The organism is Sphingomonas sp. NFR04, assembly GCF_900114095.1.
GTDB lineage: Bacteria > Pseudomonadota > Alphaproteobacteria > Sphingomonadales > Sphingomonadaceae > Sphingomonas.
This window is the reverse complement of sequence record NZ_FORV01000001.1, coordinates 1,236,695-1,257,547: the sequence shown is the minus strand read 5'-3', so window position 1 is coordinate 1,257,547 and position 20,853 is coordinate 1,236,695. Positions and strand designations below refer to the sequence as shown.

General features: G+C 64.9%; 24 protein-coding genes and 1 tRNA gene. 6 read left to right on the top strand and 19 right to left on the bottom strand.

Features of this window, described 5'->3' with window-relative positions; translation table 11 throughout:
• The coding region (locus BM009_RS05950; RefSeq protein WP_254772154.1) for a helix-turn-helix domain-containing protein at positions 1-453 on the top strand (453 nt) is incomplete at its 5' end.
• 189 nt (positions 454-642) lie between these two features.
• On the opposite strand, the gene BM009_RS05945 is transcribed toward BM009_RS05950, so the two are convergent.
• Genes BM009_RS05945 through BM009_RS05935 form a run of 3 tightly spaced genes read right to left on the bottom strand, consistent with a single transcriptional unit; the run spans position 643 to position 2,422 of the window.
• Complete coding sequence (locus BM009_RS05945; RefSeq protein ID WP_139216541.1) at positions 643-1,419, bottom strand: ImmA/IrrE family metallo-endopeptidase; 777 nt, start codon at positions 1,417-1,419, stop codon at positions 643-645.
• Positions 1,416-1,805, bottom strand: coding sequence for a hypothetical protein (locus tag BM009_RS05940; RefSeq protein WP_093294507.1), 390 nt, complete (start codon positions 1,803-1,805; stop codon positions 1,416-1,418). Before BM009_RS05940 ends, BM009_RS05945 begins: the two co-directional genes overlap by 4 nt.
• 14 nt (positions 1,806-1,819) lie before the next feature.
• Positions 1,820-2,422, bottom strand: coding sequence for a hypothetical protein (locus tag BM009_RS05935; RefSeq protein ID WP_139216540.1), 603 nt, complete (start codon positions 2,420-2,422; stop codon positions 1,820-1,822).
• Between the two features lie 51 nt (positions 2,423-2,473).
• On the opposite strand from BM009_RS05935, the gene BM009_RS05930 reads away from it, so the two are divergent.
• From BM009_RS05930 to BM009_RS23215, 3 genes are read left to right on the top strand one after another with little or no spacing between them, the layout of a single operon-like run.
• On the top strand, positions 2,474-3,259 hold the full coding sequence (locus BM009_RS05930; RefSeq protein WP_217644166.1) for a multiubiquitin domain-containing protein: 786 nt from the start codon (positions 2,474-2,476) through the stop codon (positions 3,257-3,259).
• On the top strand, positions 3,234-4,421 hold the full coding sequence (locus tag BM009_RS05925) for a ThiF family adenylyltransferase (protein ID WP_093294504.1): 1,188 nt from the start codon (positions 3,234-3,236) through the stop codon (positions 4,419-4,421). Before BM009_RS05930 ends, BM009_RS05925 begins: the two co-directional genes overlap by 26 nt.
• A complete protein-coding gene (locus tag BM009_RS23215; protein WP_368085920.1) occupies positions 4,418-4,867 on the top strand; it encodes a ubiquitination-like system serine protease family protein in 450 nt (149 codons plus the stop codon). The genes BM009_RS05925 and BM009_RS23215 overlap by 4 nt, the downstream gene beginning before the upstream one ends.
• A gap of 147 nt (positions 4,868-5,014) precedes the next feature.
• On the opposite strand, the gene BM009_RS05920 is transcribed toward BM009_RS23215, so the two are convergent.
• From BM009_RS05920 to BM009_RS05845, 16 genes are all read right to left on the bottom strand, one after another.
• Entirely contained in the window at positions 5,015-5,470 is a 456-nt protein-coding gene (locus BM009_RS05920; RefSeq protein WP_093294502.1) for a hypothetical protein, read from the bottom strand.
• Positions 5,471-5,712: 242 nt separating this feature from the next.
• Positions 5,713-6,780 (bottom strand): helix-turn-helix domain-containing protein, encoded by a 1,068-nt coding sequence (locus BM009_RS05915; RefSeq protein WP_093294501.1) that lies wholly within the window; start codon positions 6,778-6,780, stop codon positions 5,713-5,715.
• Positions 6,781-6,786: 6 nt separating this feature from the next.
• Positions 6,787-7,407: a hypothetical protein gene (locus BM009_RS05910; RefSeq protein WP_093294499.1), complete on the bottom strand. Its 621-nt coding sequence runs from the start codon at positions 7,405-7,407 to the stop codon at positions 6,787-6,789.
• 438 nt (positions 7,408-7,845) lie between these two features.
• A complete protein-coding gene (locus BM009_RS05905; protein ID WP_093294498.1) occupies positions 7,846-9,057 on the bottom strand; it encodes a tyrosine-type recombinase/integrase in 1,212 nt (403 codons plus the stop codon).
• Positions 9,058-9,219: 162 nt separating this feature from the next.
• A tRNA-Phe gene (locus BM009_RS05900) sits at positions 9,220-9,295 on the bottom strand.
• A 31-nt stretch (positions 9,296-9,326) separates the two neighbouring features.
• Positions 9,327-9,509 carry a DNA gyrase inhibitor YacG gene (locus BM009_RS05895; protein ID WP_093294678.1) on the bottom strand — a complete coding sequence of 61 codons (183 nt, stop codon included), beginning with the start codon at positions 9,507-9,509 and terminating at the stop codon, positions 9,327-9,329.
• A gap of 5 nt (positions 9,510-9,514) precedes the next feature.
• The gene (locus BM009_RS05890; protein WP_093294496.1) at positions 9,515-10,465 is read right to left on the bottom strand and encodes a ribonuclease E/G; all 951 of its coding nucleotides are present in this window, start codon (positions 10,463-10,465) and stop codon (positions 9,515-9,517) included.
• Positions 10,458-11,027 (bottom strand): Maf family protein, encoded by a 570-nt coding sequence (locus BM009_RS05885; protein ID WP_093294495.1) that lies wholly within the window; start codon positions 11,025-11,027, stop codon positions 10,458-10,460. The genes BM009_RS05890 and BM009_RS05885 overlap by 8 nt, the downstream gene beginning before the upstream one ends.
• Positions 11,028-11,040: 13 nt before the next feature.
• On the bottom strand, positions 11,041-11,259 hold the full coding sequence (gene infA / locus BM009_RS05880; RefSeq protein ID WP_003049127.1) for a translation initiation factor IF-1: 219 nt from the start codon (positions 11,257-11,259) through the stop codon (positions 11,041-11,043).
• A 317-nt stretch (positions 11,260-11,576) separates the two neighbouring features.
• Positions 11,577-13,766 (bottom strand): sodium-translocating pyrophosphatase, encoded by a 2,190-nt coding sequence (locus BM009_RS05875; protein WP_093294493.1) that lies wholly within the window; start codon positions 13,764-13,766, stop codon positions 11,577-11,579.
• A gap of 299 nt (positions 13,767-14,065) precedes the next feature.
• Entirely contained in the window at positions 14,066-14,551 is a 486-nt protein-coding gene (locus tag BM009_RS05870; protein WP_093294491.1) for a DUF1440 domain-containing protein, read from the bottom strand.
• 67 nt (positions 14,552-14,618) lie between these two features.
• Positions 14,619-15,539, bottom strand: a complete 921-nt coding sequence (locus BM009_RS05865; protein WP_093294490.1) for a TraB/GumN family protein — start codon at positions 15,537-15,539, stop codon at positions 14,619-14,621.
• 63 nt (positions 15,540-15,602) lie between these two features.
• Complete coding sequence (fghA, locus tag BM009_RS05860; RefSeq protein ID WP_093294488.1) at positions 15,603-16,445, bottom strand: S-formylglutathione hydrolase; 843 nt, start codon at positions 16,443-16,445, stop codon at positions 15,603-15,605.
• On the bottom strand, positions 16,442-17,296 hold the full coding sequence (purU, locus tag BM009_RS05855; protein WP_093294487.1) for a formyltetrahydrofolate deformylase: 855 nt from the start codon (positions 17,294-17,296) through the stop codon (positions 16,442-16,444). Before purU ends, fghA begins: the two co-directional genes overlap by 4 nt.
• Positions 17,297-17,305: 9 nt before the next feature.
• Positions 17,306-17,707: a VOC family protein gene (locus BM009_RS05850; RefSeq protein ID WP_093294485.1), complete on the bottom strand. Its 402-nt coding sequence runs from the start codon at positions 17,705-17,707 to the stop codon at positions 17,306-17,308.
• Positions 17,708-17,727: 20 nt separating this feature from the next.
• Positions 17,728-18,840 (bottom strand): S-(hydroxymethyl)glutathione dehydrogenase/class III alcohol dehydrogenase, encoded by a 1,113-nt coding sequence (locus BM009_RS05845; RefSeq protein ID WP_093294484.1) that lies wholly within the window; start codon positions 18,838-18,840, stop codon positions 17,728-17,730.
• A 164-nt stretch (positions 18,841-19,004) separates the two neighbouring features.
• Here BM009_RS05845 and BM009_RS05840 point away from each other — a divergent pair, with 164 nt between their 5' ends.
• Both BM009_RS05840 and BM009_RS05835 read left to right on the top strand, forming a co-directional pair.
• Positions 19,005-19,466, top strand: a complete 462-nt coding sequence (locus tag BM009_RS05840) for a DUF4126 domain-containing protein (RefSeq protein WP_093294677.1) — start codon at positions 19,005-19,007, stop codon at positions 19,464-19,466.
• Complete coding sequence (locus BM009_RS05835) at positions 19,463-20,839, top strand: FAD-containing oxidoreductase (RefSeq protein ID WP_093294482.1); 1,377 nt, start codon at positions 19,463-19,465, stop codon at positions 20,837-20,839. Before BM009_RS05840 ends, BM009_RS05835 begins: the two co-directional genes overlap by 4 nt.
• Positions 20,840-20,853: the final 14 nt, after the last annotated feature.

Here is a 20,853-nt window from a genome sequence, read left to right as displayed (position 1 = left end):
AGAACAGGGGAGGGGCAGATGAAGGAGCATACCATGCGCCCTACTCCGCGTCGGCCGAATGCCGATCTGTCGCCCATCACGCTGCGGATTGCTGACGCTTGCCGCATCACCGGCATCGGTCGGTCGAAGTTCTACGAGCTGATCAAGGCTGGTGAGATCGAGGTGATCAAGGTGGGCGCAATCACGCTCGTGCCGATGACCAGCATCGACACGCTGCTGCAGCGTGGCCGCGCGACTTGGGCCGAAGATGCGCGGTTCCAGTTGGCCGACGTGATGCACCCGTTCTTGGCCAATGCTATTCTCACGGCGAGCATCGCTTCTACCCCTGAAGGGGTTCGAAGTGATCTTGCGTCGTTGGATGGGAGCGCGCGGAGGAAAGCTGAAGACGGTGTTGTCGAGCGTATGATACTGGCGCTCTATAAATCAGCCCAGGGAAAGAGTGTAGCATGTTAGGGCATAATCTTCTTTCCCATAGCCGTGTTGACGCAGGTGGCTACGGTTGAGCCCCGCGAGAGAAAATTGGAGGCGGACGTCGCTCTGGTTCTAAGCATTTCTGTGGACGACGGGCTTTGCCGCCAAAAAATGCCAATGAAACTCACCCAACCTTTGTGAGACGCGCGCCGCGCCGTTGCGCCTGCCAAACTATTCCACTAGCATTTTTTTGTCCGAGAAGGTGAGTATCGTTATGACCTCGTTGTCCGGCAGCCCGAAGCTCTGCTCCTGAAGCATTAGCCCGCTTGCCTCTCTACGATCGAACCATGCCGTCGCCCTCACGGGCTTCGGCGTCGAAGGCCCCTTCTTCCCGGCAAACAACATCTCGAAAGCGGAACTTTCTGGGGATGTCTCATCCCGTGGAAACCATTTCTTCGGGATTGACGGGGAGGCCCTGAAATACTTCCGCTTAGAGCGTCCACTGCAAACCATCATGATTGGATGCTGATCGAGGTCGATGATCTTGCGCAGGGTCGCCGTTCGGCTCGTGCCGAATTTAGTTGCGACTTCATCCAGCGCCTTGAGTGTTAGACGCGGCACATCCCGAAGAAGCGGAGCCAGGATGTAGCGAGGCAGGATCAGATCAGACGCGTACTCGTCGGCCACACGTTCAGGATCACCCGGCGTCCTATTCGAAGCCCCGCCTATATCCTCCGGACGACACACCAGGCACCTTCCCCTGTGATGACACCAATGCCCGATCTCATGAGCTATGGAGAATCTCCGCCGGGCGGGCGGCATCCTGTCGTCAACGGTGATGATAGCGCGGCCATTGCTGCCGACGATCCTCGCCTCGCAGGTATTTAGCTGGCGGAGCCGGATCTTCGCGCCGAGTTCCCATGCAATCGCATCGAGATCGATATCCTCTGGCCGCTCGATCCCGAAGCTGCGCAACAGCCGTTCGGGGTGCGTATAGGGAAGGCTCAAGTCCGGTCCCCGTCTTCCTCCCAACGACGCAACTCGTCTAGGTCCTCCTCGATCCCCGACTTGTCCGCCTCGTAGCTCGCGCTCCCGTTTCGCGCCGCGAGCGTGAGCCTCTTGTCGAAGTCCGAATCTTTAGCGCGAGCTGCACGCAGAGCCTCGGCGCCGCTGGTTGAGGCGACGAGCCTAGGACGGCGTGCATCCTTCTCCGCCGCGGCCTTAGCCCGGGCAAGCCTCGCCCGCCCCGCCTCCGCGATTGCGGCAGCAAGGTTGGACTTGACCGACTCCAATGCCTCTGTGGTGGTGAATTCCATCACCTCTGCGGCCGACATTGCCAGGAATTCTTCGATCACGACGTCTTGCAGCCGATCGAGCCTTTCCTTGTCGTCCATCTCACGTCCTTTGTTCATACAGGCGCGCCATTCGGGAACGCCTTGCGAAGGCGGTTTGCAAGGCGACGCCGCGCTGCCGCCAAACCTTTCGTGTCAGTTTCCAAAGCCTCTTCCAGCTTTCTGCCAAAGAGACCGTCGCAAAGGCCCATCACCAGAAGCTGCAACTCATCGTCGTCGGCGATCACCGCCTCGACGCGGGCGAGGCATGCGCCGTAGAAGATGCGAGCGAGGACCTGATCCTCCGGCGAGACTGCATCGTCCGGCAGGTCGAGCCCGCCATCGTTGGCGGGGATCGGGATGGAGGTGGTTCCTTCCGTCACCTGCCTCCTTCGGCTGCGATATGCGGTGGAAGCGATGCTCTTCATCGTTCCGATCGCAAAACCCATCATATCGACGTCGATAGTGCATGTCCGGCTCGTCACCATCCGGTGGAACGCTTCGTGCAGCAGATCACCGTGCTCCATACCGGCCGTGGAGGCCAAGCTTTTGCTAATGGCATCGAGCTTTGCAAGATCAACTTCGCTCAGGGCGAGAAGACCCGCGACGACCTCGTCGACCGTGTAGTTTCGGTCCGCAGGCGCCTTGTCAGGCTCCTGTTCCTCATCTTCCGCAATCACCGAGATCTCCTGCTCACAGTGCGTAGTGCGCTCCAGCACAAAGACTCGGACATGGAAAAGAAAAAATATTCCTCGTCCGAACAACTGATCGGTGGCGCATTTCAAGATGATGGCAGCAAGTCCGGCCGCTGCCAATACAGCAAGGCCGGGTCGCATATGGAGCTCGAGATGACGGACATGGCCCAAAGCCACAACAAGTTTCATTTCACCGTTGACGGTACCGTCTACGGCACCGACGATAAAACAAGGGATGGCAGCCAGATCCGCAAATCCGCGGGTCTGACGCCGGCAAGCGACTTTGTCCTCGTATACGTTACCGGCGGCATCGCCCGCTCGATCAGCATCGAGGAGGATATTACGTTTGATAGCGGCAAAACCGCGGTATTCCTCTCCTTCCGCAGCGATCGCACTTACACCTTCACAGTCAACGAGCGCGGCTGGGAATGGGGTGCTCCCACGATCCTGGCGGCTGATATCTACCGATATGGGGGCATCGATGACGAGCACGAGCTGATTCTCGACAGCGCCGGTGACACCCCCATCGCTGCCGATGGTGAGGTTCGGCTGGACGGCGACGGCGTAGAGCGCATCCGCAGCCGTGAACCGAAGATGGTGACCATCAAGGTCAACGGCCGTTCGCGAACTGTGGAAAAGCGGCGGCACAGCTACCGCGAGATCGCGAAGATTGCCTACCCTGACGCCGACTTCGAGAACTTCAACTACACAATCACTTATCTCCACGGGGTCGATGGCGCCGAGGGCGATCTCGTCGAGGGCGAGACCATTCAGGTGAAGAAGGGGATGGTCTTCAATGTCCGCCGCTCTGACAAGTCTTGATCCGCATTTGAAGCGCCTCGTTGACGAGGGCTTTGAGATCGAGGTGCGCAACAGCCATCTGATTGTTCGCAACGTGCCCTATGTCACCGTCGACGGGGTCCTGGCGAGGGGCGCACTCACGTGCGCCCTGTCGCTCGACGGTATTGGGCTCACCTGTACCCCCCAGGCCGATCATACCATGTATTTCGCAGGATCGACGCCATGCCACCGGAACGGTGACCCCATGCGGAACATCATTAATAGTTCCAGCCGGCAGATGTTCGGGGATATGGAGGTGGACCATTATCTTTCGTCTAAGCCGGAGATCACCCACCGGTACGAGAACATCTTTGACAAGGTCGTCGCATATGAGGGCCTGATTGGCGGGGCGGCGCGGTCGCTTGACAGGTCAGCGAACGCACGAACGCACGCCAAGATGATGGTCGCGGCCGATGACAGTCCGTTCGCGATCCCGGACTCGGCATCGGCACGCTATAGGATTGGTGGCGTAAACCGCAAGCTGATGGGTAGGGTTGCAATCATCGGTCTCGGCGGCACCGGCTCCTATGTCTTGGACCTTCTCGCGAAGAGTTGGGTCACGGAAATTCACCTTTACGACGGGGACCAGCTTCTTAATCACAATCTTTTCCGGTCCCCCGGTGCGCCGGACATCGACTTGCTCAGGGGCTTCCCTTTCAAAGTCGAGTACTACGCTCAGGTGTATGGGCGGATGCATAGGGGCATCACGCCTCATGCGATCAAGGTGACCTCCGCCAACGTAGACGAACTGGCCGGATTTGACTTCGTCTTTGTCTGCGTCGACCGGGGTTCCTCACGCCGCGAGATAGCAGAGGGCCTGCTTCGGCTGACAATTCCGTTCGTGGACACCGGCATTGGCGTCGGCCTTGAGCAGGATGCCCTGGACGGTTGTGCCCGCGCCACATTCATCCGGCCAGGGACGCCATGGTCCGAGGTGCAAAAACTGCTCCCGTTTGGCGACGACAGTGACGCTGACGACGTCTATCGGACGGACATTCAGATCGCCGCTGTCAATTCGCTGAACGCAAACATGGCGATTCTGCGTTGGAAGCGTTGGGCGAACTACTTCAGGGACGAGCGGAACGAGGTGAACTCCGTCTACATGATCGAGGGCAACAGCATCTCAAACAGGGTGACCAGATGACCCGCGTGGACCGACTGAAGGTCGTCTTCATGGACGAGATGCCGGAGGTGCTGGAGGACGGGGTTCTCTACATTTCTCAGGAATGTCACGTCGCCCTGCACAATTGCGCTTGCGGCTGCGGGAAAGAAGTGTCGACACCTCTCGTGCCGACGGAATTTACACTGAGCATACGTGATGGAAGACCATCGTTGTGGCCCTCGATCGGCAACCACGACTTCGCCTGCGCGTCACACTACATCGTCAGAGACGGTCGCATTGTCTGGGCAGGGAGAATGTCTCGGTCGGACATTGAATTCGGGCGTTGGAAGGATCAGCGTCTTAAAAGGCCGCCGATACCGGTTCCGGCTCCGGTTCAAGCTCCGCCTCCGGTGGTTACGAGTCCCGTGGGGCCTGTGGCTGGGCTCATTGAAAGGATCTGCAACTGGATCAAGTTGATCTGGAAGTAACGGTGGATAATTGCATCTCGCCGTCTTGGGCGCTTTCCGGGACGGCGGGGTCAGCAACGATGACGCCTCTAGAAGTATCGTCTCAGATCCTGCACGGCCATCAACTTCCTCGGTGCTAGGGCGCACAGTTTTTGTCGACCTCAAGGCCTAGCTCGCACGGTGTGCAGGTGTCTTGACGACCATGAGACGACAAGCAAGCTCGCGTTCTCCCCAACGGGTTGAAAAGGCATCGGAAATCTCAAACCAGCTACTGTCGCTGCCACAACCGTGATGGACGCCCATACAGGAACATTGGCACTCATGGCCCTTGGCATTCTGACAAGAGGGCGAACAGATTTCCTGTTCGCGATAGGGCTGGATCACATAGAGGCGGCCATATTTCTGCAGTGCGCGGTTCACGAAATCGTCGAACCAGGCTTTCGGGATCTCCCAGAACTTGCGCGATGCGATCCAGTTCGGTGTGGTGCGTCGCGCATTCTGCAGCCATTGCCGGTTATCGCTATGGAACGGCAAGCGTACCCGCAGGAGCTCGCCCTTCCCCGTACGTCGCAGAATGACGGGGATCTCGTCTTGCTTCCAAATGGCTTGGATTGACCGTTCCATAAAAGACCTACATTAGCAGCTTCGTCTCCGATCCTAAAACCTCGAAGTTGATGATCAGAGCAGCTGTCGTTCAATCACTTCGATAGCCTCATTACTATGCTCAACGAGATTTGCGATAGCATTGGCACTTGAGACCGCCTTGCTGCCTTTCATTGGAAGGTCGTCGAATGAGTCTATATTGCGACCTTTTCCAAGAATGGCCGCACACCGTGCCCGCGGCTACCCGTCTCCAGGCGCGCGGGTCAGACCGCCCGGAGACCGCCGACGACTCGCCCGCTATCGGGGGTATGGCCGGTCAGGCCGAACAGGATGGCATCGAGTTCGCTCGAAGGGACGTTGAGCTCCTGGGCGATTTGATCCCGCGTCGTCCGGTCGCGCCAGAGCGAGGTGAAGATCTGGGGCCAGAGCGCTGACGTCTCGGGTGGCAGGCCTTCAGGTTCCTGTCGTCGAAAACCACGGCTGGACATTTCGATGTTCAGGCTGCGGTTCTGCCAGTCACTCACGATCTTGAGCTTGTGGAGCCGGTAGTTCAGCGCCGCGACGGAGACGCCCCAGCGCTTTTTCGCCCGGATCAGGTCCTCAAGATCGCTGACGTAGCGGATCCGGCTCAGGACGTCATCCATCGGCATGAGGAAGGCGGATGCAAAGCGGTCGGCCTCGCTCTCCGCCTGCCTGCTGTCCTGCGGGGCGCCGTGCCTGTGGAGCACTAGGTGCCCCAGTTCGTGCGCGGCGTCGAAGCGGCTGCGTTCGGTCGACTTGAACGTGTTCAGGAAGACAAACGGCTGCCCGCCCCGCCAGCAGGAGAACGCGTCGACGTTCTTGGTGTCCTCGCACAGCGAGAACACCCGCACACCCTTCGATTCGAGCAGCTTGATCATGCTGGAGACGGGCAGCTCTCCGAGCCCCCAGTGCGCGCGCACGAGCTGCGCTGCCGCTTCGGGCGACGCGTCCTCGCGCTGCTCGGGAACGTCCGCAGCCGGCAGGTTGAAGCGTTCGGCGACCCAGTCGCTAAAAAGGTAGGCGATCGCGCCGGCCGAGAGTGCAGCGTCGCGTTCCCTCGCCGTCATCGACGAGAGGCTGCGGAAGCTCGCCGCCTCGGCCGGCAACTCGTCGACGTCCTCGGCGAAGAAGAACGCCCGGGGGAAGTTGAGCGCCCGGGCCAGCGCCCCAACGGTGTCGTCTTCCGGTTCGTTGACGCCGTTCTCCAGACGCGAGATCGTGATGGGCGAGACGCCGATTACGCTCGCGAGCGCGCGGGCAGTCATCTTGCGCCGCTTCCGGCCTAGGATCAGTCGCTGTGGGTTGAACACGAGTCATCAACCTTTGCGCGTGACCGGCACCTCGTATTCGGCCGGCGGCTCGCCGTCGTCGACCAGAGGCGCGGCTCCGCCCCAGCCACCCTTCTCAACCAGCAGGATGCGCTCATGGAAACCGTCGAACTGCTCCTCGTTGATCGCGATGGGGCAGGACAGCTCGGCGCGAACGTCGTCGCCATCGGCATATACGAACAGCACCCATGTGGTCGCGGTGATCTCCTCGACCTCCCGCGCCTTGACCTCGGGCCAGAGCTCATACTGGCCCAGCTCGACCGCTCGCGCCGAGCCGGCGCCCTTGCGGGACGTGGCGAGCGGATCGGCGAGGCGGTCGCCCGCTCGCTCCGCGTTTTGAAAAACGACTTTGATGCCCGCTGCGGGATTGAAGATCGACTCGATGTTGTCCCGGCGGCAGGCTTCCCAGCCGTGCGGCAGGAAGACGCGGCGCAGGTGGCCCGTGCCTTGGATCCATGATAAGAGCCCGCCCGCGCTGAGCGGATGAAATGCTGTAGCGTTCCGGCGACCGCCCACGGCGGCCTCGACTACCTCAAGGAGCAGGTCCCTGCGAAGGCCAAGCTGCGCCAGCCGCGGCACGATCTGATGGTCTTCGGCTAGAACAAGCATGAGCGGCTCCGGTGTTAACTTTCTGGCCCTCAGATGAGGCGAAAAAAGTTAACATGTCAAGCGGCTGTACAAGAATCTCGCTGCCTCGCGCGCAATCGTCGGATTCAGAGACCTCCGTTCCAGGAGCTGATCCAACGTCCGCTTCTCGCCTTTCGCGACCTGAACGCTGCCAGTCAGCAGTCGGCCCAGCCGCAGGCGCTGTGCGAGAGCAATCCAGCGAACGCTGAATGTCGGCTCATGGCATCACCCGACGTTCAGTCTGGAACTTAGGGATGGCAGATTTGTCCCACTTCCGACCCGTCCGCCTATGTACTGATTTCAGCTCCCCGGCATTCGAAGGCAGGCATCCCAAGGGCGGATTGGCAGCTTCTATTTCTTCGCCTCTCACCCACGCTTCCTGCCTTCGGAGCAATGTAGCCGTCTCACCTCCGCCAAAGGTTAGGCGGGTTTCGACCTTCTGGCGTTGCCGTTGGCTTTCAAGCGGTCGAGATAATCTGACCAGTATTGCATCATCCGAACCCGCTCGTCCCAATGCTCGCCGCGGAGATATGCGCGGCGGACGTCATTGTTCTCCACGTGCGCGAGCTGCCGCTCAATCGCATCCGGGTGCCACTTCCTGCTCTCATTGAGGAGGCTGCTGGCCAGCGCGCGGAAGCCGTGGCCCGTCATCTGCGTCTTGTCGTACCCCAGCCGGCGTAGGGCGGCATTGATGGTGTTGTCGGAGATGGGGCGAGCGTCTGACCGGACGCTCGGGAACAGAAGTTTCGACCTGCCGCTCATCCCTCGAAGCTCCGCCAGAAGCGAAAGCACCTGTTTGGAAAGGGGGACCCGATGCGGGCGGCCCATCTTCATTTTCTCGCCGGGGATGGTCCAGACCTTTGCTGAAAGGTCGAACTCCGTCCACTCGGCAGCGCGTAGTTCGCCCGGACGCACAAAAACGTGTGGGGCGATCCTAAGCGCCAAGGCAACCGATGGCTGGCCCTCGTACCCGTCTATGGCGCGCAAGAGCGCGCCGACCTTGTCGGGCTCGATGATTGCGGCATGATGCTTGACCTTGGGCGTGATCAGGGCGCCCTGAAGATCGGCGGTCACATCTCTCTGCGCCCGTCCGGTGGCGATCGCGTAGCGAATGACGCTGCTACAGGTGCTGCGGAGACGTCGTGCCGTCTCATAGCGGCCCCGAACCTCCACGGTCCTCAATACGGTGAGCAATTCGGGCGCGCTGATATCCCCGATCGGCCGAGTGCCGATCAGCGGGTTGGCGAAACCGATCAGCCACCGCAGCTTCTCAAGGGTCTTCGCCGCTCGCCCCTCCGCCTCGATCTTCTTCAGCCATTCGTCGGCGACGGTGGTGAACGTATCTCCGGCCGAAATGCTGCCGACGCCGCGAGTCAGCTTGCCGTAGGAGGAGGGATTGATGCCCTTCTCGAGCAGCTTCCGAGCATTCTCTCGGCGCTCACGCGCTTCCTTGAGGGATACGTCCGGGTAGACGCCCAGGGCGACGGTGCCGCGTTTGCCGTCATGTCGATAGTCCCACCGCCAGTACCGACCACCGCCAGGCTGCACGAGGAGGTACATGCCGTGCATGTCCTGAGTCTTGAACGCTTTGTCGCGCGCCTTGATTCGACGGACGGCTGCATCGGTGAGCATGACGGTATCTCCTCCGCTGGCGCAGTGCTGATACCGTCAGATATACCGTCAGGTGCCGCGGGTTCCAATGGATCGATCCGGATTTGGGTGGATCAGATACCGTCAAAAACCGCGCAAAACTGCGGATTTTTGGACGTTCTTGGATCTGTGCGGAAAGGTGGATGGTGCCCGGGGACGGAGTCGAACCGCCGACACTGCGATTTTCAGTCGCATGCTCTACCAACTGAGCTACCCGGGCACACCGGCGGAACCGCCGGGGAGCGCGCCTGTTAGTCGGGGAATTCGTGGCTGTCCAGCCCCGATTGCACATTTGTTTGCGCCGGCTCGCCGGGCACGCGGTAGCCCTCGCCCAGCCATTGCAGCAGGTCGCGATCCTTGCAGCCGCGGCTGCAGAAGGGCTTGAACTCCGGGGCGGTGGGCTTGCCGCAGATCGGGCAGGCGTCGCGGGGCATGCGGGTCACTCCTTGGGGGTCACGAACTGGACCGTGCCGCCCATGCGGCGGGCCAGCATTTCGGTCCAGTCGGGCTCGCGCGCCAGACGGCGGGCGATTCGGGCATCCACCATATGGGTAGCCGGCACCGGTGGGGGAAGGCGTTCCAGCCGGCGCAGCTCGGCGCGCGCGGCAGCGCCCACCGGGTCGGCGTGGAGCAGCTCGGGCAGCGAGGGGCGGGTGCGGCGGCGGACGATCTGGAGGAAGCCGAAGCCGTTGACCGCGGTGCGCTCGAAGGGCTGGGGGAGCGCCGCGTCGATCGCCTCGGCGACGGCATTGCGCGCGCCCTTGCTGCTGAGCGTGGGAAAGTCGATGCCGATCGAGCCGCCGATGCCGAACCGCTCGATCGCGCGGGCGACAGCATGGGCGGCGGCGATCGAGAGCGGTTCGAGCGGGCCCGATCCGTCGACGTCGAACAAGGTCATCGCGGGGGTAGGGGACATGCGCAGCGCGCCGCCGGGGAAAGCGATCTCGCCGCTATAGGCTTCGTCGAGAAGCTCGGACCAGCCGGCCTCCTCCAGCGCGTCGGCCTCGTGGGGGCGCAGCATGCGGACAGGATGGTCGCTCGCGGTGATGCGGGCGAGCAGGTCGGGGCCGTCACCCAAGGGGGCTTCGGCGGGGGCGGGGACCGCCTTGGGGAGCTTGGCGCGGCCGGGTTCGGGGATCGCCTCGCGGACGATCTTCACCTTGAGCGGCGCGCCTTGCGTGATTCCCTTGGGGAGCGGATCGCACAGCGCCTCGCCGCCCTGGTCGAGCGACACCTTGCCGGTGGATTTGTCAGCCAGCCGTGCCGCACAGATCGCGCCGACCTGGGGGCGGGTGCCCGCCAGCTCGATCCGCGCCTGCCAGATAAGCCCGCGCGAAACGAGGGCGGCGCGGTTCTCGCCGATCCCCGCCTCGTACAGCCACTCAGCCAAGAGGATAGCCGCTGGCGGCGAGCAGCGCGCGCGCCTCGAACAGCGGCAGGCCGACCACGCCCGAATGGCTGCCCGAGAGGAAGCGGACGAACGCTTCGGCCTTGCCCTGGATGGCATAGCCGCCCGCCTTGCCCATGCCTTCGCCGCTGGCGACGTACCAGTCGATGTCGGCGTCGCTGAGGCGCTTGAAGGCGACCACGGTGTCGGAGACGCGGGTGCGGGCCTTGCCGTCTGCGCCGATCACGCAGAGCGCGGAGAGGCAATGGTGGCGGCGGCCGGAGAGCAGCGCCAGCATCCGGCGCAGATCGGCCTCGTCCGCGGGCTTGCCGAGGATGCGGCGGCCGACCGCGATGGTGGTGTCGCCGGCGAGGACGATCTCGTCCGGGGCACGCTCGACCGCATGCGCCTTGGCGGTGGCGACGCGCAGCACATAGGGTCGCGGCAGCTCGCCGGGGCGGACATCCTCGTCCACGTCCGGGGCAGCGACGCGATCGGGCGCGGCGCCGATCCGGGTGAGCAGATCGAGCCGTCGCGGCGAAGTGGAAGCGAGCACGAGCCGCATGGGCGGCACCCGCTTACTTGAAGCGGTAGGTGATGCGGCCCTTGGTCAGGTCGTACGGGGTCAGCTCGACGAGCACCTCGTCGCCGACCAGCACGCGGATGCGATTCTTGCGCATCTTGCCGGCGGTGTGGCCGAGAATCTCATGGTCGTTCTCGAGCCGGACGCGGAACATGGCGTTGGGGAGAAGCTCCACAACCTGTCCACGCATTTCAAGCAGTTCTTCTTTGGCCAAAAAATGCCTCTCAGGGATTAGCGCGCGTAAAAGTGCGTCGCCCTTACAGCGCTGGAAGGAAAAAGGGAAGGCGGCGCGACATGGGCGCGCGTCTTCGTGTGGGATGTGGGGATTTGCGGGTGGGGAGGCAAGATGCGGGAAATCCTCCCCTGCGCAGCAGGGGAGGGGGACCGCCGCCGAAGGCGGTGGTGGAGGGGCCGCCGCGGCAGCGGCGGGTGCATCACCGCTCGACACCCCGCGCCTTGCGGCGCGGCCCCTCCACCATTGGCTGCGCCAATGGTCCCCCTCCCCCAGCAAGCTGGGGGAGGATCTTCAGGTCAGTGCGTGCCGCCGCCGGCAAGGGCCGCGAGCAGCAACAGCGCCACGATGTTGGTGATCTTGATCATCGGGTTCACTGCAGGCCCCGCCGTATCCTTGTACGGATCGCCCACCGTGTCGCCGGTCACCGCAGCCTTGTGGGCATCGCTGCCCTTGCCGCCATAATTGCCGTCCTCGATGTATTTCTTGGCATTGTCCCAGGCGCCACCGCCGCTGGTCATCGAGATGGCGACGAACAGCCCCGAGACGATCACGCCCAGCAGCATCGCGCCGACCGTGGCGAAGCCCTGTTCCTTGCCCGCCACCGCGGCGATCAGGAAATAGACGAGGATCGGGCTCAGCACCGGCAGCAGCGAGGGGATGATCATCTCGCGGATCGCTGCCTTGGTGACGATGTCCACCGTGCGGGCATAGTTGGGCCGGCTGGTGCCCGCCATGATGCCCGGATTGTCGCGGAACTGCGCGCGGACATCCTCCACCACCGATCCCGCCGCCCGGCCGACCGCGGTCATGCCGAACGCGCCGAACAGATAGGGCAGCAGCGCGCCGAGCAGCAGGCCGACGATGATATACGGGTTGGAGAGCGAGAAGTTGACCGGCCCGGTCAGCCCCAGCGCATCGCGATAATGGTCGAGGTCCGTCGTATAGGCGCCGAACAGCACCAGCGCGGCGAGTGCCGCCGAGCCGATCGCATAGCCCTTGGTCACCGCCTTGGTGGTGTTGCCCACCGCGTCCAGGGCGTCGGTCTTGTGACGGACCTCGTCCTCCAGGCCCGCCATCTCGGCAATGCCGCCGGCATTGTCGGTAACCGGGCCGTAAGCGTCGAGGGCAACCACCATGCCTGCCAGCGCCAGCAGCGAGGTGGCGGCGAAGGCCACGCCGAGGATGCCCGCGATCTGATAGGTCGCGATCACCGCGACGACGATGACGAGCGTCGGCAGCGCGGTCGATTCGAGGCTGATCGCGAGGCCTTGGATGACGTTGGTGCCATGGCCGGTCACCGAGGCCTTGGCGATGGATTTCACCGGGCGGAAGTTGGTCCCGGTGTAATATTCGGTGATCCACACCAGCAGGCCGGTGACCGCCAGGCCGATCATCATGCACCAGAACAGCCCCATGCCGGTGACGGTCGGCATCGCGGCGGTGGCGGCGACGGCATCGGCCGAGAGCGTGCTCCCGTCGAGCAGCGCCGAGGGCTCGCCGAGCGACGCGATCGAGTCCTGCATGCGGCCGCCCAGCACATAGTGGGTGACGCCGTAGATCGCCGGGACCGACAGGATCACGGTGGTCCAGAAGCCCTTGTAGAGCGCGCCCATGATCGACTGGTTGCTGCCCAGGCGGACCATATAGGTGCCGAGGATCGACGTGATGATGCACACCCCGCCGACCAGCAGCGGCAGCGCCATCAGCCGGGTGAGCAGCGCCGCATCGACGCCGCGCAGCAGCAGCGCGATCGTCACCATGGTCAGGCCGAGCGTCACCACATAGGTCTCGAACAGATCGGCGGCCATGCCGGCGCAGTCGCCGACATTGTCGCCCACGTTATCGGCGATCACGGCCGGGTTGCGGGGGTCGTCCTCCGGAATGCCCGCCTCGACCTTTCCGACCAGATCGGCGCCGACATCTGCCGCCTTGGTGAAGATGCCGCCGCCGAGCCGCGCGAAGATCGAGATCAGCGAGGCGCCGAAGGCGAGCGTGGAAAGGGTGAGCACGACGATGCGATCGCCCGGCGCATGGTGCACCACCTCGACCAGATACCAGAACAGCACGGCGATCGAGAGCAGGCCAAGGCCCGCCACCAGCATGCCGGTGATCGCGCCCGAGCGGAAGGCGAGGGTAAGCCCGCCCTGCAGGCTGCCCCGCGCCGCCTCGGCCGTGCGCACATTGGCGCGGACCGAGATGTTCATGCCGACGAAGCCGGCGACGCCGGACAGGACCGCGCCGATCAGGAAACCGATGGTGGGGATCAGCCCCAGCGTGAGGAACAGCACGACACCCACCACGACGCCGACCACGGCGATGGCGGTATATTGCCGCGTCAGATAGGCCTTGGCGCCTTCCTGGATGGCGGCGGCGATATCCTGCATCTTGGCGTTGCCGGCCGGTGCGCGGAGCACCTGCTGGCTGGTGATGAAGCCATAGGCCACGGCGATCAGGCCGCAGACGATGGCGAAATAGACGATCGTCATAGAGTGGCATCCTCCCCTGCAATTGCGGGTCGCGGCGCGCGCCGGATCGGTCCGGTCTCGTCCGCAACCCGGGAGGGTATAGCAATAAGGGGTTCGCGCAAGGCGGTTGGGGCTAACCTTCATCCTCCCCCTTGAGGGGGAGGATAGCGGAGCTTGGCGCGCATGCGCCTAGCGGAGCTTGGAGAGGGTGAGCGGCGGCGCAGCCGCCGCGCGATTTGCGCCGCAAATCGCCCCCTCTCCCTCCCACTGCCTCCGGCAGCGGGCCCCTCCCTCCCCCCGGAAGGGGGAGGGGTACCCGATCACCGCGCCCCAGCGATGATCCGCCGCACGCCTTCCAACACCACGCCGTAGACGAGGTGCGACGCCGCGCCGTACGCGTGGATCGAGGCCGGCGTCTCAGTCGGGCCGCTGCCCAGGCCCAGCGCCGGCACCGCGCCTTCGTCGAGCAGCGCGGAGGTGACCACGCCATACGCCCCGCCGAAGCCCGACGCCGCCTCCGGCCGGTACTCGGTGATCAGCCCGTAGATCCCACCCAGTACGCCGCCGACGATATAGTGCACCGCCTGGCCCGAGGCTTCGCGATACGGCTCCGGCACCTTGTCGCCCGTGGTTGCCTCGACCACCACATCGGCGGCCTTCACCGTTGCCGGGTCGCCGTCGCTCTGGTCCTCCTTGGGGATCAGCTTGCTCGCCTGGTTCTGGAAGGCGGCCATCGCGGCCGAGGCGACCAGGCCGGCGGCGACGCCCGCGAGCAGGCCGATCAGGGGACGGGGATTGGATGCCATGCGAATTGCTCCGAAAGGGATGCGGCACGCGGCCGCACCGGAAGGAAAACGCGCCCCGCCGGGATCGTCAGTAGCGGATGCGCTCCGCCTTGACCTGATCCCTGGCGAGGAACGCCTGGACACTGTCGGTGCCGGCAAGATGGCCGGCGCCTACCGCCAAGAACACCGTTCCCGGCTTTTGGAGCCGTGCCTCGATCCATTTCGCCCAGCGCGCATTGCGCTCGGTCAGCAGGATGCGCGCGAGTTCGGGGGTGTCGCGCATACCTTCGTTCATCGTCGCGCCCAGCGCTTCGGGATCGCCCGCGGCCCATTGGTCGATCATCTTGCCGAGTTCGGTGCCGAGCTGCGGATAATCGTCCACCGCCGAGCTGAGGAAGGCGAGTTGCAGCGCAGTCGGCATGGTGGCGAAATAGCCGAGCTGCTGTTCGGCGGTTTCGAGGCCGACCACCGGCTTGCCGGCATCCTTGGCCGCGGCGGTCAGCACCTTCTCCGCGCCGCTGGCCGGGTCATAGCCGAGCTTGGGCAGGCCTGCGACGCTGAGCGTGATGCCCGCGACCCAGGGCTGGAGCATGTCGAATGCCGCGGGGGGCACGCCGATATCGCCCATCGCCTTCAGATAGGCGTCGCGCTTGCCGGCGGGAAGCTGGTCGGCGATCGGCTTCGAACCCGGCGGGGCCAGCGCCATGCCGGCGAGCAGGCCCTGCATCGTCGCTGGATCGGGCTCGACCAGCTCGAGCACCAGCGTGTCGCTCTTGTCGAACGCCGCCTTCACCGCCGAATCGAACCAGCTGAGGCCGGGCTTCAGCACGTGCACGGTGCCGAACAGATAGATGGTGGTGTCCGCGTCCTTGACCACCCACAGCGCCGGGTCGGCGGGGCGGCTCTGCGGGGCGGGCGCGGTGGCAAGCGCCGCCTGGCCAGACGCCGACGGGCTGAACAGCAGCGCGAGCGGCGCAGCGGCGACGGCGAACAACGACTTCAACTTCACGCCGGAAAACTCCCCCGAATGGGCCGGCGCAGCGTCGTGCCGTGCCGGTGTGCTGGTCTCATATCACGCTTTCAGGCGCGCCGCATGCCAGGCGACATGCTCGGCGAGGAAGGTCGACACGAAATAATAGCTGTGGTCATAGCCGGGCTGGAGCCGCAGCGTGAGGGGCAAGCCGGCGGCGGCGCAGGCCTCCGCCAGCAGCTGCGGACGCAGCTGGTCGGCGAGGAAGCTGTCGGCGTCGCCCTGGTCGACGAGCAGCTCGGGCAGGCGGGCGCCGTCCTCGATCAGCGCGACGGCATCGTGGGTGCGCCACGCCGCCGGATTGTCGCCCAGATAGCCGCCCAGCGCCTTCTGCCCCCAGGCGACCTGGGAAGGCGCGACGATCGGCGCGAAGGCGGAGACGCTGCGGAAGCGCTCCGGGTTGCGCAAGCCGATGGTCAGCGCCCCGTGCCCGCCCATCGAATGGCCGGTGATGCCTTGCGCGCCCATGTCCGCCATCGGGAACTCGGCTGCCAGCAGCGCGGGCAGCTCGTCCTCGATATAGCTGCGCATGTGGAAATGCGATGCCCAGGGTGCCTGGGTGGCATCGACATAGAAGCCGGCGCCCTGGCCGAAATCATAGTCCGGCACGTCGGCGACGCCTTCGCCGCGCGGCGACGTGTCGGGCGCGACGAAGATCACCCCCGCCTCGGCACAGGCGCGGCGATATTCGCCCTTCTCGGTCACATTGGCATGGGTGCAGGTGAGCCCCGAGAGATACCAGAGCACCGGCAGCGTCGCCCCCTCCGCGTGCGGCGGGACATAGACCGAGAAGGTCATCGGCGTGCCGGTCGCGGCCGAGGCATGGCGGTACACGCCCTGCACCCCGCCGAACGCCTTGTTCGTGGAAACCGTCTCTAGGCTCATTGAAACACCACCGTCTTGCCCTGGTTGAGAAATACCCGGTGCTCGCCCACCGCGTGCACGGCGCGGGCGAGGACCTGGGCTTCGATGTCGCGGCCGATGCGGATCAGGTCGTCCACCGTCGCGCGGTGATCGACCCGCTCCACTGCCTGTTCGAGGATCGGCCCTTCGTCCAGATCCGACGTGACGAAATGCGCGGTCGCGCCGATCAGCTTCACACCGCGCGCATGGGCGCGGTGATAGGGCTGGGCGCCCTTGAAGCCTGGGAGGAAGCTGTGGTGGATGTTGATGCAGCGGCCGGCCAGCGCGCCGGTGAGCGCGGGCGACAGCACCTGCATGTAGCGTGCGAGCACCAGATAGTCGGCGCGCGTCGCTGCCATCAGCGACAGGATCGCATCTTCCTGTTCGATGCGGTTGGCATCGCTGACCGGCAGGTGGTGGAAGGGCACGCCGTGCCATTCCGCCAGCCCGCGCAACGCATCATGGTTGGAGACGACCGCGACGATCTCCGCGGCCAGCGCGTTGCTCGCGCGGCGGTGGAGCAGGTCGGCGAGGCAGTGCGAGCCCTTCGATACCGCGATCACCATGCGCGGGTGCGTGCCCAGCGGCGTGAGCGACCATTCGAGCCCGAACCGCGCTGCGACCGGCGCGAACTCGGCCGGCAGCGCCTCGGCATCGGGGAAGCGCGGGCCGCCCGGCTGGAAGACGAGGCGCAGGAAGAAACGTCCCGTCTCCAGATCGGCATATTGCTGGCTGTCGAGGGTGAACCCGTCCCGCTCCGCCAGGAAGCCGCTCACCCCCGCGACGATGCCGACGCGATCGGCGCAGGTGAGGGTGAGGATCCAGCCGGTCATGGTCGAAGGTCAGGCCGTCGGCCGGTAGAGCGCGCAAAGCTTGTTGCCGTCGGGATCGCGAACGTAGCTCAGATGTACCGGCCCGAGCGCGCCGCCGTCCCGCGGCCCCGGAGGGCCTTCGATCGAGGTGCCGCCATGCGCCACCGCGACATCGTGGAACCGCTTCACCTGCTCGGGAGAGTCGCACTTGAACCCGATCGTGCCGCCATTGGCATGGGTTGCCGGCTCGTCGTTGATCGGCTCGCTCACGCAGAAGCTGTTGCCATTATGGCGGTAGAACAGGCGCGTGTGGCCGCTGGCGGCGACGTTGACCAGCGGTTCGCCGGAGAAGCCCAGCGTCGCGAGCACCGCGTCGTAGAACGCCCTGGAGCGATCGAGATCGTTCGATCCGACCATGATGTGGTTGAACATGGAAGCCTCCTGCTTGCCTCTCAGTAGACGACGACGCTGCGGATGCTCTCGCCCGCATGCATCAGCTCGAAGCCCTTGTTGATCTCGTCCAGCGTCAGGACGTGGGTGATCATCGGGTCGATCGCGATCTTGCCGTTCATGTACCAGTCGACGATCTTCGGCACGTCGGTCCGGCCCTTGGCGCCGCCGAACGCGGTGCCCTTCCAGACTCGGCCGGTGACCAGCTGGAACGGGCGCGTGGCGATCTCCTTGCCCGCCTCGGCCACGCCGATGATGATCGATTCGCCCCAGCCGCGATGGCAGCATTCGAGCGCGGTGCGCATCACCTCGGTGTTGCCGGTGGCATCGAAGCTATAGTCGGCGCCGCCATCGGTCAGCTCGACCACCTTGGCGACGATCTGTTCGCGCGACATGCCCTTGGTGTTGAGGAAGTGGGTCATCCCGAACTTGCGGCCCCATGCCTCGCGGTCCGGGTTGACGTCGATGCCGATGATCTGGCCGGCGCCCGCCAGCCGGGCACCCTGGATCACGTTGAGGCCGATGCCGCCCAGGCCGAACACCACCACGGTCTCGCCCACCTGCACCTTGGCGGTGTTGACCACCGCGCCGACGCCGGTGGTGACGCCGCAGCCGATATAGCAGCTGGTCTGGAACGGCGCGTCCTCGCGGATCTTCGCCACCGCGATCTCGGGCAGCACGGTGAAGTTCGAGAAGGTCGAGCAGCCCATGTAATGGAAGATCGGCTGGCCCTTGTAGCTGAACCGGGTGGTGCCGTCCGGCATCAAGCCCTTGCCTTGGGTGGCGCGGATCGCGGTGCACAGGTTAGTCTTGCCCGACAGGCACGACTTACACTGGCGGCACTCCGGCGTGTAGAGCGGGATGACGTGATCGCCGGGCTTCACGCTGGTCACGCCGGCGCCCACCTCGCGGACGATGCCGGCGCCTTCATGGCCGAGCACGGAGGGGAACAGGCCTTCCGAATCCAGGCCGTCCAGCGTGTAGGCATCGGTGTGGCACAGGCCGGTGGCCATGATCTCGACCAGCACTTCGCCGGGCTTGGGGCCTTCCAGATCGAGTTCGACGATCTCCAGCGGCTGTTTCGCTTCGAAAGCGACGGCGGCGCGGGTCTTCATGGCCGGTTCTCCTGTAGGGCTTGGTTGGGCCGCCTGATCCTTCAATCGGTGGCGGCTTGCAACCCGTAGCGCTTCGTTTCGTTGGCGGCGGGACCATACCCAAGTGCAGTTGCGCAGGCGCGCAGAAAGGCGCTGGGTGGGTGCTGCCTATGGGAGACCTGCTGATGCCGCCCCTCGTCCTCGCGCTGCTGATCGGCATCGTCGCCGGCATGCGCACCATGACTGCGCCGATGGCGATTTCCTGGGCGGCCTATGCCGGCTGGCTGCCGCTCGGCGGCACCTGGCTCGGCTGGATGGGCTGGTGGGGGACGCCGTGGATCTTCACGCTGCTGGCGATCGGCGAATATGTCGCGGACAAGCTGCCGACCACGCCCAGCCGCAAGTCGCCGCCGGGGTTCATCGGACGGACGATCTCCGGTGCGCTGTGCGGCGCGGCGATCGGGCTCGCGGCGAGTTCATTGCCCTTGTGCCTGGCTGCCGGCGTCGTGGGTGCGGTGATCGGCACCTTCGGCGGCTATGCGGCGCGGATGGGGCTGTGCCGCGCGTTCGGCACCGATCTGCCTGCCGCGCTGGTCGAGGATCTTGCGGCAATCGGCGTCGCCGCGTTCGTGGCGGCATCGCTATGAGCCGGAAATTCGATGCGATCGTGATCGGCGCCGGACAGGCGGGGACGCCGCTGGCCGGGCGGTTGAGCGACGCCGGCATGTCGGTGGCTTTGATCGAGCGGCATTTGCTCGGGGGCACCTGCGTCAATACCGGCTGCAAGCCGACCAAGACGCTGGTCGCCAGCGCCTATGCCGCGCACATGGCGCGGCGGGCGGCCGATTTCGGCGTGACGATCGGCGGCGAGGTCGGCATCGACTTCGCCAAGGTGCGGGGGCGGGCGGACAAGATTTCGGCAGATTCGCGGGCCTCGCTGCAAAGCTGGATCGACGGGATGGCGCATTGCACGCTGCTCTTCGGCGAGGCGCGGTTCGAATCGCCGCACCGGGTCCGCGTCGGCGACGAGGTGCTGGAGGCGGACCGCATCTTCCTCAACGTCGGCGGCCGCGCGCTGGTGCCGGACATGCCGGGCGTCGACGACGTGCCGCTCCTCACCAACAGCACGATCCTCAAGCTCGACGCGGTGCCGCGGCACCTGGTGGTGGTCGGCGGCAGCTATATCGGGCTGGAGTTCGGCCAGATGTTCCGCCGCTTCGGCGCCGAGGTTACGATCGTCGAGAAGGGGCCCAAGCTGATCGGCCGCGAGGATCCCGAAATCTCCGACGCGGTGCGCGACATCCTGGAAGCGGAGGGCATAGCCGTGCGCACCGGCGCCGAGTGCATCCGCTTCGCCGCGCAGGGCGAGGACGTGCTGGTCGGCGTCGACTGCCATGAGGGCAGCCCCGAGGTGCTCGGCAGCCATGTGCTGCTGGCGGTCGGGCGGGTTCCAAATACCGACGATCTCGGGTTGGAGGCTGCGGGGGTGGCAACCGACGCGCGCGGCTATGTGCAGGTCGACGATCGGCTGCGTACCAATGTCGCGCATATCTGGGCGATGGGCGACTGCAATGGCCGCGGTGCCTTCACCCACACGGCCTATAACGACTTTGAGATCGTCGCCGACAATCTGCTCGATGGCGCGGACCGCAAGGTGACCGACCGCATCCCCGCCTATGCGCTCTACATTGATCCGCCGCTCGGCCGCGTCGGCATGGGCGAGGCCGAGGCCAAGAAGGCCGGGCACCGCATCGAGGTCGGCAAGCGTCCGATGACGCGCGTCGGCCGCGCGGTGGAGAAGGACGAATCGCTCGGCTTCATGAAGCTGGTGAGCGACGCCGATACCGGCAGAATCCTCGGCGGCGCGATCCTCGGCACCAGCGGCGACGAGGCGATCCACGGCGTGCTCGACCTGATGGTGAAGCAGGGCACGGCCACGGACCTGGCGCACGCGGTGCATATCCACCCGACCGTCTCCGAGCTATTGCCTACCATCGCCGGTGAGCGGAAGCCGGCCTGACAGGGGAAGCGCAT